Source organism: Dyadobacter tibetensis Y620-1, from assembly GCF_000566685.1.
Taxonomy (GTDB): domain Bacteria; phylum Bacteroidota; class Bacteroidia; order Cytophagales; family Spirosomataceae; genus Dyadobacter; species Dyadobacter tibetensis.
Window position 1 is genome coordinate 829,785 of sequence record NZ_AZQN01000003.1, and the last position, 16,914, is coordinate 846,698.

General features: G+C 41.7%; 11 protein-coding genes. 1 reads left to right on the forward strand and 10 read right to left on the reverse strand.

The genetic code is table 11. The features are described from left to right. Positions 1-195: 195 nt before the first annotated feature. Positions 196-5,409 carry a T9SS type A sorting domain-containing protein gene (locus tag X939_RS23020; protein ID WP_025763225.1) on the forward strand — a complete coding sequence of 1,738 codons (5,214 nt, stop codon included), beginning with the start codon at positions 196-198 and terminating at the stop codon, positions 5,407-5,409. Positions 5,410-5,671: 262 nt separating this feature from the next. Here the strand turns inward: X939_RS23020 and X939_RS0110555 are convergent, their stop codons facing one another. From X939_RS0110555 to pseI, 10 genes are all read right to left on the reverse strand, one after another. Beyond that, a complete protein-coding gene (locus X939_RS0110555) occupies positions 5,672-6,802 on the reverse strand; it encodes a glycosyltransferase (RefSeq protein WP_025763226.1) in 1,131 nt (376 codons plus the stop codon). A gap of 57 nt (positions 6,803-6,859) precedes the next feature. Beyond that, positions 6,860-7,822 carry a GDP-mannose 4,6-dehydratase gene (locus X939_RS0110560; protein WP_025763227.1) on the reverse strand — a complete coding sequence of 321 codons (963 nt, stop codon included), beginning with the start codon at positions 7,820-7,822 and terminating at the stop codon, positions 6,860-6,862. A 39-nt stretch (positions 7,823-7,861) separates the two neighbouring features. Beyond that, a complete protein-coding gene (locus X939_RS0110565) occupies positions 7,862-9,082 on the reverse strand; it encodes a glycosyltransferase (protein ID WP_025763228.1) in 1,221 nt (406 codons plus the stop codon). Next, positions 9,082-9,834: a methyltransferase domain-containing protein gene (locus X939_RS0110570; protein ID WP_025763229.1), complete on the reverse strand. Its 753-nt coding sequence runs from the start codon at positions 9,832-9,834 to the stop codon at positions 9,082-9,084. The genes X939_RS0110565 and X939_RS0110570 overlap by 1 nt, the downstream gene beginning before the upstream one ends. A 98-nt stretch (positions 9,835-9,932) precedes the next feature. Further along, positions 9,933-10,679, reverse strand: a complete 747-nt coding sequence (locus X939_RS0110575; protein ID WP_025763230.1) for a TylF/MycF/NovP-related O-methyltransferase — start codon at positions 10,677-10,679, stop codon at positions 9,933-9,935. A 135-nt stretch (positions 10,680-10,814) separates the two neighbouring features. Then, complete coding sequence (locus tag X939_RS0110580; protein ID WP_025763231.1) at positions 10,815-11,855, reverse strand: hypothetical protein; 1,041 nt, start codon at positions 11,853-11,855, stop codon at positions 10,815-10,817. 55 nt (positions 11,856-11,910) lie between these two features. Beyond that, positions 11,911-12,933, reverse strand: a complete 1,023-nt coding sequence (locus X939_RS0110585; protein ID WP_025763232.1) for a hypothetical protein — start codon at positions 12,931-12,933, stop codon at positions 11,911-11,913. Continuing rightward, positions 12,917-14,389 (reverse strand): DUF6418 domain-containing protein, encoded by a 1,473-nt coding sequence (locus X939_RS0110590; RefSeq protein ID WP_131694818.1) that lies wholly within the window; start codon positions 14,387-14,389, stop codon positions 12,917-12,919. The genes X939_RS0110585 and X939_RS0110590 overlap by 17 nt, the downstream gene beginning before the upstream one ends. A gap of 14 nt (positions 14,390-14,403) precedes the next feature. Beyond that, positions 14,404-15,864: a lipopolysaccharide biosynthesis protein gene (locus tag X939_RS0110595; protein ID WP_131694817.1), complete on the reverse strand. Its 1,461-nt coding sequence runs from the start codon at positions 15,862-15,864 to the stop codon at positions 14,404-14,406. Next, on the reverse strand, positions 15,857-16,909 hold the full coding sequence (gene pseI / locus X939_RS0110600; protein ID WP_025763235.1) for a pseudaminic acid synthase: 1,053 nt from the start codon (positions 16,907-16,909) through the stop codon (positions 15,857-15,859). Before pseI ends, X939_RS0110595 begins: the two co-directional genes overlap by 8 nt. Positions 16,910-16,914 lie beyond the last annotated feature (5 nt).

Below are 16,914 nucleotides of genomic sequence, written 5' to 3' on the forward strand. Positions count from 1 at the left end.
TTTTCTGGCAACCATATGAAGGGTCTTCCTGCCTTACATATTTGGGAATAAATTATAATTAGTCTAACAAGCTTTGGATTATAAGGCCCAAAATAATCGATTCACACCCTTGAAAGGGATTAGCCTTTTCATTAACTGAACGAAAGATACGCCCGATTTAATTTGAAACTATTGATGTGGTGAACAAATAATGTTATGAAAATCTTTAATAAAATTTCCTTGTCGGGCTATATTATATTGCTGACTTCGGTATTTTGCTTTGGCCAGCAAAAGGGAATAATTGTTACGGAGAGATCTTCTACCAAGGGATTGGTAAGTTTTACGGAATCGTCAACGCTCGTAGGTATCAGTGATACAAAGCATGTGGATGGTTATGTAAAAAAGTATGGTGCCGCCATATTGAAGTTTCCAGTTGGGAATAAGGGTGTATACCGCCCCTTTGCGGCAGGTGCTGATGGAACCTTAGGTGCCTATTTCCAAACCAACCCAAGCGCTGCAACCTTGCCAGCAGGAGCACCCTTTACTATAACCAATCGGGGCAGCTCAGTGGTAACTGTGAGTGCCCGAGAATTTTGGGATATCGATGGGACAAATCCCACAAAGATTACATTAAGCTGGAATGCTGCCAGTGCGGTTGGAGAGCTGACAGGGGGGGCTATGAACCGATTGAGCATTGTGGGCTGGAATAATACGACTTCCCAATGGGAGAAGCTCACATCTACCGTCGATGCCCTGGCTTTGCACGGGGCTGAAAGTACTTTGTCTTCCGGTTCGATATCGACTGTGGAAAGCATAGTGCCTAACCAGTATAGTGTGTACACGCTGGGTGGACTGGACCAGGAGGTATTACCAGTAAATTATGCGGGGGTATTAGAAGCTGTGAATTGTAATGAAGTTACCGGATGGGTATGGGATCAGAACTATCCCAGTTCCGAACTTACTGTTGAAGTAATGGAAGGTAATACAGTATATGGAACTGGAACTGCTAACGTTTTTCGTCAGGAATTGAAAAATAATGGAACAGGTACGGGAAAGTATGGTTTCAAGATTGCTTTGCCCGCAGGTTTGATGAACGGACAGGATAGACAAATCAGTATCCGTGTTCGGGGAAGCAATCATATTATAAGTGGTTCTCCTAAAACGGTAAACTGCGGATTTAATGGAGATTTTGAAGTGGATTGTTACGCAGTGAAGGGCTGGGCATGGGATAAAAATTTTCCGAATCAGCAGTTTACAGTCGAATTGCTAGTCGGCGGAAAGGTGATTGAATCTACCCTGGCCAATCATTACAGGGCCGATTTAAAGAATAATGGCACAGGAACGGGAAACTATGGCTTTAGTTTTAATTTCCCCGTATCATATCGAAACGGGCAGGAACAGCAGCTGAGCATAAGAATTGCAGGTACTACCTTTATGCTAGCTGGCTCCCCTAAAACGATGAGGTGCAATACTCCGAATTTCAGAGGAAGTATAGATGGTGCGGATTGTAATGTATTTAAAGGATGGGTATGGGATGGTGCATATCCTGATGCGAACCTTACTGTAGAACTGGTGGAAGGCAACACAGTTTACGCCACTACCACCGCAAATATGCCCCGATCAGACCTTCAGTTTGGTACCGGTAATTATGGATATAATTTAAGTCCCTTACCCGAAAGCCTGAAGGACGGTCAGCCGCATGTATTGAGCATGCGGGTAAAAGGTACGGATTTTCAATTACTGAATTCTCCAAAGACAATAACCTGCTCGGCATTACCTGCCTTTGAAGGGAGTTTTGAAACGGCCGATAATTCGCAGTTCAGCGGTTGGGTTTGGGACAAAAATTATCCCGACCGGGTACTCGCCGTTCAGTTGATGGAAGGTAGTACCGTATTAGCAACGACTATGTCTACTACCTATCGTGCCGACCTGGCTGCACGGGGAATAGGGACGGGCAAGTATGGCTTTAAAGCGGCCATTCCAGCGAGCATCATGGATAACCAGCCCCATGAACTTAGCATAAGAGTCAACGGTACAGATTTTGTTTTAGCTGAAAAGAAAACGGTGAGCTATTCACCTACAGCTGCCTACAGAGGAAGCATAGATGGTGCGGACTGCAATGTCTTTAAGGGCTGGGCCTGGGATGCGGGGAATCCTAATACTGCTCTGGTTCTGGAGCTGGTAGAAGGAAACACCGTACATGCTACCACTACCGCAGATATGCCTCGCTCAGACCTTCAGTTTGGCACTGGTAATTATGGATATAATCTGAGTCCCTTGCCCGAAAGCCTGAAGGACGGTCAGCCGCATACCCTGGCTATGCGGGTAAAAGGCTCGACTTATCTCCTGGAAAATTCTCCTAAAACCATCACCTGTGCCATTCCACCGTCATATGGGGGGAGCTTCGAAGTAGCCGACTGCGATTACTTCAGTGGCTGGGTCTGGGATAAAAATTATCCAGACCGGGTATTAGCGGTTCAGCTAATGGAAGGTAATACGGTGTTGTCCACCGTAATGTCGACTACTTATCGTTCCGATCTGGCAGCCAATGGAACGGGAACTGGGAAATATGGTTTTAAAGCGGCCCTTCCTGTAAGCTTAAAGGATGGCAAGCCTCATACCTTAAGCATCCGGATCAACGGCACCACCCATATTCTGGCCGAGCAGAAAGTACTTACCTGCGGAGCCGCGACTGCCTACAGAGGAAGTATAGATGGTGCGGACTGCAATGTCTTTAAGGGCTGGGCCTGGGATGCCGGTAATCCTAATACTGCTCTAGTTCTGGAGCTGGTAGAAGGAAACACCGTACATGCTACCACTACTGCAGATATGCCTCGTTCAGACCTTCAGTTTGGCACTGGTAATTATGGCTATAATCTGAGTCCCTTGCCCGAAAGCCTGAAGGACGGTCAGCCGCATACCCTGGCTATGCGGGTAAAAGGCTCGACTTATCTCCTGGAAAATTCTCCTAAAACCATCACCTGTGCCATTCCACCGTCATATGGGGGGAGCTTCGAAGTAGCCGACTGCGATTACTTCAGTGGCTGGGTCTGGGATAAAAATTATCCAGACCGGGTATTAGCGGTTCAGCTAATGGAAGGTAATACGGTGTTGTCCACCGTAATGTCGACTACTTATCGTTCCGATCTGGCAGCCAATGGAACGGGAACTGGGAAATATGGTTTTAAAGCGGCCATTCCTGTAAGCTTAAAGGATGGAAAGCCCCATACCTTAAGCATCCGGATCAATGGCACCACCCATCTACTGGCCGAGCAGAAGGTACTTACCTGCGGAGCCGCAACTGCCTACAAAGGAAGTATGGAAGGTGCGGATTGCAATGCATTTAAGGGCTGGGCCTGGGATGCCGGTAATCCTAATACTGCTATGATTCTTGAGCTGGTAGAAGGAAACACCGTACATGCTACTACTACTGCAAATATGCCTCGTTCAGACCTTCAGTTTGGCACCGGTAATTATGGATATAATCTGAGTCCCTTGCCCGAAAGCCTGAAGGACGGTCAGCCGCATACCCTGGCTATGCGGGTTAAGGGCTCGACTTATCTCTTGGAAAATTCTCCTAAAACCATCACCTGTGCCATTCCACCGTCATATGGGGGGAGCTTCGAAGTAGCCGACTGCGATTACTTCAGTGGCTGGGTCTGGGATAAAAATTATCCAGACCGGGTATTAGCGGTTCAGCTAATGGAAGGTAATACGGTATTGGCAACTACCATGTCGACCTATTATCGTTCAGACCTATCTGCCAATGGTACAGGCACAGGCAAGTATGGTTTTCGGGCGGCCATTCCAGCGAGCCTTCGCGATGGCAAACCCCATGAACTTAGTATCCGTATTAATGGAACAACGCACATATTGGCTGAAAAGAAAATAATTACCTGTGCCATGCCATCGTCATTTGCAGGTGCTTTTGAGGTGGCCGATTGTGATTACTTCAGTGGTTGGGTCTGGGATAAAAATTATCCGGACCGGGTATTAGCGGTTCAGCTAATGGAAGGCAATACGGTGTTGGCAACTACCATGTCGACCTATTATCGTTCAGACCTAGCTTCCAATGGAACAGGTACCGGTAAGTATGGCTTTAGGGCGGCTATTCCAGCGAGCCTTAAGGATGGCAGGTCTCACGAGCTAAGCATCCGTATCAATGGCACCTCTCATATTTTAAGTGAAAGAAAGAGCATTAATTGTGGTCCTTCAACGGCCCTAAGGGGTAGTATCGATGGTGCAGATTGTAACTTATTTAAGGGGTGGATTTGGGACTCCGCAAACCCAAATTCCTCCCAAATCCTCGAACTCGTGGAAGGTAATACGGTTCATGCCACTATTACAGCAGACATCCCTCGTTCAGACCTTCAGTTCGGCACCGGTAATTACGGATATAATTTGAGCCCATTGCCCGAAAGCCTGAAGGACGGCCAGCCCCATACTCTTGCTATGCGTGTAAAAGGAACCTCGTACTTATTGGAGAATTCTCCTAAAACAATTACCTGTGCTATGCCACCCTCCTTCGCAGGGAGTTTCGAAGTGGCTGACTGCGATTATTTCAGTGGCTGGGTCTGGGATAAGAACTACCCCGATAAAGTTTTGGCTGTTCAGTTAATGGAGGGTAACACGGTATTAGCTACCACCATGTCGACCTATCATCGTTCTGACTTAGCCGCCAATGGTACAGGTACCGGCAAGTATGGTTTTCGGGCGGCCATTCCGGCAAGCCTTCGCGATGGTAAATCACATGAACTTAGTATCCGCATCAATGGAACTACCCATATTTTAAGCGAGAGGAAATCGATTACCTGTGCATTACCGCCGAACTTTGCCGGAATTTTCGAGGAGGCCGACTGTGGCTATTTCAGTGGCTGGGTTTGGGATCAAAATTATCCAGATAAGGTTCTTGCGGTACAGCTTATGGAAGGAAATACTGTTTTGGCTACAACTATGTCAACCTACTACCGTGCTGACTTAGCTTCAAACGGGACGGGTACGGGAAAATATGGCTTTACAGCCGGGATTCCCGCTAGTTTAAAAGATGGTAAGCCTCATGAATTAAGCATCCGAATCAATGGCACCAATTATATTCTGTCTGAAAGAAAAACCATAACCTGCGGGTCTGGAGCACGTTTGGCAGTGATGGAGGAAGCGAAAATAGAACATGACCCCTACCAGGAAATGCTGGTTGCCCCGAATCCATCGAATGGAAAGACGGTTGTTACCTACCATATAGACCAAGCAGTGCCAGCCAGGCTATCGATCGTAAATATGTTAGGTCAGGTCGTCTGGGATAAAGTTGTAGTAGGTAGTGGGAGGATAGAAAAACAAACTATAGATCTGAGCGATCAGACGGATGGTATCTATCTTGTACAACTTCACACCTCTAATAAAATTGAAGTCAAAAGATTGGTTATCATAAAATAGCTAAAAGGTTGTCGGAGATACCGCTTCGAGAGGCTATTAAGGCAGGGAATGATCCCAATATTAGTGGGATTCCCTGCGTTTAAAAAACAGATGAAGTGAATTTTTGGGACCATCGGTCTGATAGAAAATAGTTTTCTGGGATACTATTTTTCTATAATATGAGAAAACCGAGCCTTAGGAAATGGGTTTTTATCCATATTCCAGGGCTCGGTTTATATTATGTATCCACCACTTGAAAGTAAGAATCAGGCCTTTCTTTCAATTAAATTTTTCTGAAATCAGCGTATTTTTGAAGAACAAAAGATTTAATTCTTTTGATAAATACTTCATCATCGAATTTTTCTGCGTGTGCTCTGATAAAATTAGGGTCGAAGCTGTCAATTATTTTTTCCATTTTATTAACGGCTTCACAAAGGCTGGGAGCTGTCTGATCGTCGAAAAATATGGAGGTAGCATTCTTACCATCTTCACCGCAAGGGATCTGAGTGGTCAGTATTCCTCCTACACTATAACCAATCACGGGTCGACCGGAAGCGTTAGCTTCCAGGGGTGTAATACCATAATCTTCATGCTGTGGAAATATAAAAGCTTTGCAGCCTGCGTATAACTGTCCAAGCTCTTCTTTGGAGATTCCCGATCGGAATTCAATATTATCCTTGGCAATGGCTTTGAGCTCTTCTCCCTTAGAGCCTTTTCCAACCACAATGAGTTTGTAGCCCAGCTCATTAAATGCTTCTATGGCCAGGTCTACCTTTTTGTAATATTCCAAACGGGAAACTAATAAATAGTAATCTCCTATTTTGGGAAGCAGATTGAAGTTAGCCGTATTTACCGGGGGGGGGATAATGGTAATGGGGCTTTTGGGTTTATAGGCTCGTTGAAGACGCTCTTTTGTTTCCTCGGTCATAGCTAAAAACCAATTTGTCCTTTGCGCTTCCTTAAAATCAATTTTCTTAAGGATTTTGATTACCGTGTCAAAAGCCAGACGTTTCAGGCCTGTTGAACGTTCATACTCGGAATAGGAAGTGGGGTTCCAGGCCAGTCTGAAAGGGGTATAGCAATAGGTGATAACCAATGCGTCGGGGGATATTTTAACATATTTGCCAAAATTAGTACCCGAAATAAGCACAATATCATATGCCCTTAGATCCAATTGCTTCATGGCCATTATCCCAAATGGAAAAAAAAGGGCTTTTAATCTCTTTTCTGTTTGAGCGATCTTAGTAAACCAACTTGTTCTGACCTTTATTTGTTTAAATTCTGCGAAAGTAGTTTCTGGATTATAGGTGGATGTATAGAAATCTGCCTCGGGAAAGGCTTTATGAAAGCATAAGCCTACCTGTTCTCCTCCTGCTCTCCTGATTAATTCGTCCTGAACTATAGCAATCTTCATACTGGATTCGTTATTGACTTTTTCTAATAATTATACTCGGGGGTAGGGATAATTCCATCAGCTGTTCTGCATTTCCTCCTCGATTAGCAAATCTAAGATTTCAAAAAAATGATGGTCGTAGCTCCAATTTAAAACTTCATTAGCCTTTACATTACTTCCGTAGATATCTTCAATGTCCGTAGGGCGGAATAAAGTAGGGTCCTCTACGATTTTGTTTTTGTCAATATGCAATTGATCAAAAACATGATTAATGATCGCTCGTAGGGATATCGACTGTCCTGAACAAACGAGATAATCGTCGGGGACACTGTGCTGCATCATCAGGAACATAGCCTCCACATATCTAGGAGCAAATCCAAAATCCCGGGATATATCAATATTTCCCACCCTTAGAATCTCCTGTTTTCCCTGCTTGATCTGAATGGCTTCCCGGATGATTTTTTTAATAAAGAAATTATCACTTCTTAGATAAGATTCATGATTAAATAATATCCCGCAACAGATAAACAAATCATATGACTCCCGATAGTTAATGCAAAGCCAGTGTGCTGCCGCTTTAGACACCGCGTAAGGACTCAAGGGGTGCATAATGCTATTTTCGGTGATAGGTAAATCGTTCACCATACCATACATTTCGCTACTGGAAGCCTGGTAAAACTTAAGTTTTGTGTCTGTAAGCCTGATAGCTTCTAAAATATTTAGTACCGATAGGGTATTGTACTGCACAGTTCCTATGGGCTGTTTAAAGGAAATTGAAACAGAGCTTTGGGCTGAAAGATTATAAATTTCGGTGGGTTGATATTTTTTAATCACGTTGATGAGCTGCGTGATATCCAAAAGATCACATTCTTCCAGAATTACTTTATCGTCAATTTTTAAATAACGCAAGCCCCTGAGAGCATTATTGATATAACTTCGAAGTAGGCCAACTACCTGATATCCGTTATCCAACAACAATTTGGATAAATATGCACCATCTTGCCCTGTAATACCTGCGATTATTGCAGTTGGTTTCGTCATAGCTGCCTAATTGTAGTTTAAAAATAATTGGTTTCAATTCTAGACATCGGTGAGAATGTCCTTATATACCTTTGTAATTACCGCCTCATAATTTACCATTTTCTTGTATTCCGCATTATTTTCCAGGGACGGAATAGTGGTTCGGTTCGCATTTTTTTCCTGGATAGCATGATCTATTGCCCGTTCTAAGCTGGTAAAATCGTTTAATTCAAATAATTGATAGTTACCGGCAATTTCGGCCATTTCTTTCATTCCACCATAGTTCAGAGTGAGAATCTGTAGACCTTTAATAGCCGCTTCCAGCACGGAGAGGGGAGCATTTTCGAACCATAAGGAGGGTAAAATGGCTGCATCCATATTATTCATGACGGTGTCTAATACGTCGGAACTAACGTAACCCCGGAAATGAATATTTTCATGAAGGGCATGTTGAGCAACAGCGTCTTTTAAACCTTGCATATAAGCTTCTTCCCCAGAGCCATAAATGTCAAGAACAAATTTGGTTTTATCTATCTTACCAAGACTTTCGATTAGCTCTAATAATCCTTTTTCTGGTGATATCCTCCCCAAAAAGATCATACGGAGGGTTTGGGTAGGAACGGTGTTATTGACAGGGAGATGTGTCCCCTCTTGGTTTTTCTTTAGTTTGATAGGATTCCTTACTACCTTAATTTCGGGCAGACTGGGATGATGATATTGAAAAGTGTCTTTTAGAAATTTGCTAGGGGATAGGATCAGGTCAATTACATCATAAAGCTTTAAAATATCATAGGCCAATATCCATTGTAATTTCTTGGCTGTACTGTAAGCGAAGCCCCGGTTGTCGAACTGAAGGAATAATTTATCCCAAATGCTAAGTTGCTTCTCTACCTTTTGTAGTTGCCTTTTGCCGTCAATTTCCTTGAAATGTGTTAAGCCCGAGTTGGGACATATCAAATGATAATCATGAGCGGTCATAAGTACCTTGACTGGATGATTCTTCTTATACTGCCTCAGCGAATAAAGAATCGAAGGAGATAAGACGTGATAATAATTATGGATATGAACGATATCAGGAGATTCTTTTTTCAGTTTCTCAAGGAAGGTTGACTTATTTCTGAATGAGAATATATAGTCTAGAAGTCCATCGGCCTTGCTATAGTTTTTGCTTTTATAGTAGTAGGACACCGCATACTGATCCTGAATGCATTCTCCTGTTCTTCTAAAAACCTCCTCGGCACCACCAGCTTCCCAGAAATCGTTAACTAATAGTACTTTCATTATAGCTCAGGATTTAACTCCTTCTTTACCTTTTTGACCAATACAACATTATTAAAGTAAAGCGTTTTATCCTTGGGTAATATGCTGGTCAGTAGTAGTCCAATTATATTATTAAGGGCAATGAGTGGCATAATGAAGACGTAAGTCCACTTAGCCCTAGGCCATAGTCTCATGAAATTTTCAAAGCTGTAGAGATTGATTAGCTGAAAAATTACCCGGCTAAAATGACCACTCTTTTCAAATTCGATAATGTCGAAATGATGCTTTTTCAATAGATGTGTCAGACCAAAGGAGGTATAACGGCCAAAATCGTAGGGGATCTCATGTTCATTCCAGGCAAATGGAACCGTCAGTAGTAATTGCCCATCTTCTTTTAAAACTCTGTTAAGCTCGGCCAGTATTTCATCGATATTGAAGACATGTTCTAAAACCTCACTACAAAATATGGAATCGAAAGTATTTTCTTCAAACGGAATATGTTTACCATCATAAAAAATATCCACTTTGGAGGTACTATGGTCATGACCGGTAAACTCCATGTCTACACCAATATAGCTGCTGGCATTGGAAAACAAGTTTTGGTATGGTTTCTGCCCGCAGCCAAAATCCATCAACTTTCCTTTGAGCCTGGGTGCAAATTTCTGAATATTCAGATATAGTCCTCGTCTGATGAAATAGTATGGATGAAAAAAAATACTTATCAATTGAGGGTTCAGACTCTGCTGGCGAAAATACTGGAGAATACGCTTCATTAGAAAGTTTAAAAATATATTCAGAGGCCCACATCAATTCTGTGTCGGACCAGTCTTAAGAATAATTGATACATCACCCTTTCAGGAAATGGAAAATGCTATTTAATGGCCACACGTCCGCTATAATCGATCTTATTTAACATCAAGGTAATTCCATGCTGAAGAAGATACTCATCGACAGCTTTTTTGGCTCCCTGCCAGTGTCCGTAGTCGTCCAAGATCAGTACACCTTTTTCTTTTAGCAACGGATATAAATATTCCATTTCATGTTTGGTAGATTCATACCAATCCGTATCCAGGCGTAGTAAAGAAATTTCTGTTGGAATGGTAGCAGGAATCGATTCCTCTACTTTTCCTTGGACAAAGTGAATTTTGTCGGCTGGATATCCCAGCTTTAAAATATTATTTTTTACATCCTCTAAAGTAGCGAAGCACCAATTATTATTACCGGCAAATTTATCTTCTGTTTCCAAGAGAACTTTTGCCGTTTTTCCGTTAACATCGACGTCGTCTTTCGACGGCTCGCTCATGCCTTCATAGGTGTCATATAAATAGATTTCTCTGCTGGTATCCTTATTATGGAGAAATGTTAATATAGCCATCATCGAGCTTCCGCCCCGCCAGACGCCGCATTCTACATAGTCGCCGGCTATTTTGTTTTTTGAAACGTAATTGGCTGAAGTATATACCGTATGCATCCTTTCGATACTGGTCATGGTATAAGGTTGACAGCGTTTAAGGAAATCTGCGAAAACGGGGTCAGCAAGTAATTCACTTTCCGTGTAATCCTTACTTATCTTATAGTTCCACTTTTTCAGAAACTGGTTGATCGATTTGGTAATCATAATGGCTTATTGAATTAATGTTTTAAAAAATAATGTCTGTAGCTTAGTGTATGGTATTATAGAATGTCTGGATTCAAGGAAATTATGGATATTAGATTGTTTAAAGCTATTGAAAATGAGTACGTTTAATTTAATTCAAAAGGTTTTATCCAAAGGGATTTTACTCAAATAGATCGCTACCTTTTTTTCGTGGGAAGAGTAGTAAGCTACCCATAACTTGCCTTTATAAATGAGCATTCCAGGATATCCTGTATCCCCTCCGCTGGGTAAGGCAATCTTTTTCTCTACTTGCCCCAACCGGTTTGTTTCCTGAACGATGGTCCGCTGATTTTTCTCTCCACCACGCGTGGCCACCAGCATTTTATTTTTGTTTCGAAAAAGAAAGTTCGGGCCCCCCAGGGGATAATCCAGAGGTTCATATGTCCAGTTTTTATAGGGACGTTTCCCGGTGATTAGCATGCCGTTTTTAATACGTCTCAAGAGTATAAACATCTTGCCTTTTTTATCGAAACGAACGGTTGCTTCACTAGGAGCCCCATCTACTTCGAGTTTCGACAGCATTTCGAAATCTCTTCCGTTTTTAGTTTTCATCAAAAAAACTTCGTTCTGGCGATAGAACATCATATGGTAGACTACTCCATAGCCCGTTCCTTTATGCCAGGTAACCCTCCAAATCCAGTTGAGTCCTTCGTTAATAGTATCCATATTGATCAACTCGGGACTGGTAAAGGTCTCTCCTTTTTTATCGGAAAAGGCAACCATTGGAACGATCTCTTTGGCGGTAAATTTTTTGTTAAGATTTCCCCATATGGACCCGGCCATAATGACCATCAATTTCCCCTGCGGGGTAATAGAAAGTTTAGGATCTCTCAGATCATAAATGTCACTTTTTAATATTGCAACGGTTTCCCAGTTTTCCCCATCTTTCGATTTGATGATTCGGGCTATCCCCCGGTTCAGAGAGTCTACATGAGTCTGCCCCTCGCGAAAGGAGCAGTAGAATGCGTTTTTATACCGTATAATATCGGGGAATGCATTATGAGTGCCGCCATCCCAAATTTTTTTGGTGATGATAGAGTCCTGGAGTGGCTGTCCTGAAAAGGCAAGCAGGTAGGAGGGGAGGCAGATAAAGGCAATTAAAAAAATTAAGTATGGTGTGTGTGTTGTTTTGATCATTTATATTTCTTTTACATAGTACTTAGCATATAGGCTTTCAGTAAGTAGAATATAGTTATGCCGATTTGTTAGACAACCGAGACAAATGATAGCCTATTTCTCTTTTGATCAGCCGCATGTACCGGAATGTGTGGTAATCAATTAAATTGTATAGTTTTTCATTCCATCCTAAGAGTACTGCCAACTCCTCGAATGATACCTTTTTATTATAGCCGCTTTCTTCCCGTGCCCAGTCAAGGTGAGGAACAGCATCCTTAATATCGCAGAATAAATGCGGATAATCTTTTAATAGCACTTCATGGTCATACCCATGGATTAGATTTTTAAACGACTGGATATCGTCTTTCTTATATATCCAATGCGTACTATTGATTGCACCACTCAAAGAATGTTTATACATGGGTCCACAGACCGACACGCTTAAATTACACAAACTAGCCTGGAGTACATGCGATCCAAAGGTATTGGTGGTCATGGCCTCAAAATGCTTATATATTTCAATCATACGCAAGATTCCATTCTTGTCTTCCAGGGAGGCCCCAACAACGTAAGGAATACCTGCCTCATTCAATTCGTTTACCCAGTATCCCTTGGCTTCACAATCCTGATGAACACAGAAGCACACAAAGGTATCTTTACTTACGTTCTCACGGATATAGTTGATGTATTTTTTTTCCTCTGGAGCGGAGTCTACCCGTTTGGTTGTATGGGGAGGCATAACCAAGAGACTGTTGGGGATTTTTTTCGACCGGTCGGTAAGGTCGGAGTCCTCCAAAAAATAGGCAAAAGGCATCCCCACAGTAAATACATTTTCGTAGCCTTTACTTTTTAAGAATTGAGTATGAATCTCTTTAGCAACTAAATGCCTTTTGACATGGGAGTTAAAAGGTAGGATTAGCTCCCCGACATTCTTGACATTCTGAAATCTCCATCCATGCAGCCAACTGGCATTGGAAACGGGTGGTGACGGGATTCCTAACCTGGAGGCTACCAGGTCTGAAGTTCCATAATAGTCTGCTTCTGACCTTAGCTTAATCGGAGAAACTTCCGGTAAATTAAATTTATTGGATAAGTTCATTCTTGCTATTTGATATGTGAAGCTCTTCTTTGTTCGCAACTAGCTTAGATATGTTATTACTCCGAAAACGAACGTAATAAAAACAAACTGCTCCTCCAAAAAATAATAAAAACTTTAGAGAAATAAATAATTGCATGGTACCCATTACGAATGCCAGGAAACATAAGAAATACAGTTTAATTACAAAAAGGACAGGGATTATGTCCTTTCGACGTATAAATTCATAAAGAAAAAATACGACTAACCCAAGAAAGCTGCCACTCAATAGAATGATGGGAATTGCTAAAATATAACCTGTACCGATAATTATTATTGATGGATACCCGCAAGTAAATGAAGATCCCATATTATAATATTCGATGGCACGAACAGGACTAATTAAGCTCATTAGGTAAAATAATCCAACCTCATCCTCAGGTACACCGAAACCAAATACATGATTATAAAAATACATAAAATCTTTTGTTCCCATACCCATCAGTCTGTCGGTTGCCCACCAGACTTGTCCCTGTAAAGAAAGTCTATTGGCCAGAGTAAGAGCTGCTAGACCTGTGCTTCCCTTGGTAAGGGTATAATTGACAAAAATTAGTATTAATGCAAAAGTTATAACCAAAACAATGTACAGGATCAGGCGTACATTAATTTTTACATTCCTTAGCATAAATTTATTTAGCAGGATAGGCAATGTGAAGAAGTAGGTCGTCGCGTATAACTTAGAAAATTTTTCCCCTTGAAGTATCTCTGTAAATAGGGTTATAAAGAAGAGAATCAAAATAAGTTTTTTCCATCGTGGTTTGATTGCCTGAGTATAAATCAGCCCACTGATACAGCTTAATTGAGGTAAGGTATTATGAATATATTCAGTTCCCGGAGGGGCTACATGCGCCCAATATTGGGTTCGATACATACCCAACCACAAAGGAGAACCATAAAAAACTACAATTATATTTAAAGTGATAACAATACCCACAAGCAATATATAGAACCCTATGATTAAGGAGCTATGATTAAGGAATGGGATATTTACTGGATTCTTGTAAATTTTGGGATATAAAATGTAATAGAAGGCCAGATATGCCCCTAGAAAAAATAACAGGATATAGAAGGCAAAGCGCATGGTAGCCCCAGTGGGATAGCCATACTCTAATATTTCTCCCATATAAGCACCACTTTCCACCAGGATTAAGGAGGTTATCACCCCCCAGTGGCCCATGATTATCATAAAGAGTAGAATAAAGAAAAATGTATCGAGGATAAAGATCTGATACAGGGCAATCATAAACAGGGCCCAACCCAGATATGCAAACCAAGCTGTATAGCTGGTAGCATACTGTAGTATCAATCCTGTCAAAATGAGTCCAAGTATAATCGACAAACGCATTATTAGTTTGGATGTCGACTCTTGTTTCTCCCTTATTAAGGTATGGTTTAGTGCGGGCATTTGTAGTATTTCCATGGTATATCGACTTTTCAGAATTGATTGGCATTGCCGCCCAATAGCTTTAAAGATTCTCTTCCAGCGGTTATAATATCAGCCCGTTTAAGTATAACATACAGAAGAATTGAAATATAAATCAAAGCAGATATACTAAAGAAAACACCAATTACTATCAAAGAGATTAAACAATAGTACAGCATAAGATCTCTTTTCACTCCATCATCTTTGAGCCCTAAAAATTTCAAGGCATAGCGGTTTACCCTCAAGGTATAATAGGCCGACGCCAGTAATACAACGAGGGCAATGAAATCTAAATTGTACTCCATCCATGCTAAAAGAGAACCGAAAACGACAACAATCAAAATTGCTTCAAATCCGAAGGGTGTAAGATATTTTTCCTGCTTGCGGGCTATCAACATGGTGGCATTCCCCATATTAGTATTAATTATGATCTGAGAGCAGAGCAATATTAGAATGGCATTTTCAGCGGGAGCCATTTCTGGAATAAAATAAGCGATCAATGGCACCACCACCATGCTGGCAAGTACCATCAGATTCAATACCGTAATATAGGCAATCCGAATTCGCTTCAAAAAGGCGAGCGTTTCGAGATTGGTCATAGCGTGGAAACGGTTGAGCATTTTCGGGAAAAATACGAATACAAAGGCCCCTCCAGCTGTCATTACTGCATTAGCTATGGCATTTGCGAAGGAGTAAAACCCCAGCTCTTCCACGGAATAACCCACACTGATTACGGTTCTGGCGGCAATGGTGATAAAATAGAAACTCATATTATACAGCAGCAAATGAGCCCCTTTGTGAAGGAGAATGGCTGGAATCTTGACATTATGGTGATGCGCTAAGGAATGAGGAGCCTTATTTACAAATAATAAAAAGGAAAAAAGGTTGCACGCAAAATTCATCCCAATCCAAACATCAAGTAATAGCTGCCCTTTGAAAAATGGAAGTAAAGCCAAAGTTCCGAGTGGAATTAGCATTTGGTAAATATTGATCTCTCGAAGTTTGCCGTAAATGCGAAAGCTATTGACAAATAGACCGTTATAATTGACTAGAATGGCATTGAAAACTACAGGCAATATATAACGTGAGAATTCGTATTTCTGAAAGTAGGGAGGGTCAAACATCAAGCCTATTATCCCCATAAATACCACGAGTATTCCTGCAATGAAGGTGATATATAAAGAATTGGCCCATAACTTAGATGTCAACTCAGGGTTCCCTTTCTTGATAGAAAGCAGGACATTGACCGAGTAATTGATCCCTAGGTTTGAGTAAGTAAGATACTGTAGAACCAGGGTAACAAAGCTATAAATACCGAAATAATAGGCTCCCAGAAACTGGGCTATGATTAGGGCATTGATAAACTGAATAGCGAGTGTGCTATAACGCAGCACAACGAATTGCACCACACCTGATTTCGCTACCTGAATCAACTTATTCCAACCCACCATTTTATTTTTTAGACTATCCAATATGTTTCGGTTTCAGGGCGGTCCCCTTAGGGATTTTCTGAGATGCTACACTACGTAATACCTCGTCGTAATGTTTGGGTGCCAGTCCATCTCCTGGCCTAATCACCCTCGTATTACTGGTGGTGAAACTTTCTCCGGCTTCAATATCCTCCACGACATAAACCGACCTCTTAAAGAATAGGCTTTTTTCTTCCGCTTTCTGAACAGTTAATTGAATTTTTCCCAATGCTTGAAACGCTCTTTCCGTTTCTGTAACCAATGCTTTCATTTCTGCAGGTTCCGTAGAGAAGGCACTATCTACGCCACCATCAGCTCGCGAAAGGGTGAAATGTTTCTCAATTACTCTGGCTCCTAAGGCTACAGATGCTACAGCGACTCCGATCCCCATGGTATGGTCCGACAACCCGATTAGGCAGTCAGGAAAAATTTGCTGCAAAGCAGGAATCGTAGCCAAGTTCGTGTTTTCAGGAGTAGAAGGGTAGGTACTCGTACATTTTAATAACATCAATTCTTTACAGCCATTATCGCGGAGTACCTGCACAGATTCCATAATATCTCCTATGGATGACACTCCTGTGGACATAATAACGGGTTTGCCCGTTTTCGCAACTTTTTTCAGGAGTGGGTGGTGCGTGTTTTCAAAAGACGCAATTTTATATAAGGGAGCATTTAACTCCTCTAGAAAGTCCACGGCAGTTTCGTCGAACGGACTGGAAAAGCAGATCATACCTAATTCTTTGGCATACTCAAAAATAGGTTTGTGCCATTCCCATGGGGTATAGGCTTCCTTGTACAGATCGTACAATTCTCTTCCATTCCATAAAGAATTGTCGTCATGAATGGTGTATGCCCCCTTAACCGTCATGGTGTCTGCCGTGTAGGTTTGTAGCTTGACCGCATGAGCACCGGCCTCTGCGGCAGCTTTTACAATTTCCAATGCACGGCTCAATGACTGATTATGATTGCCCGACATTTCAGCGATAACAAAAGGGCGATTATTCTGTCCTATTTCAAAAGTACCTATTTGTATGTTTTGACTATCCATCGTTT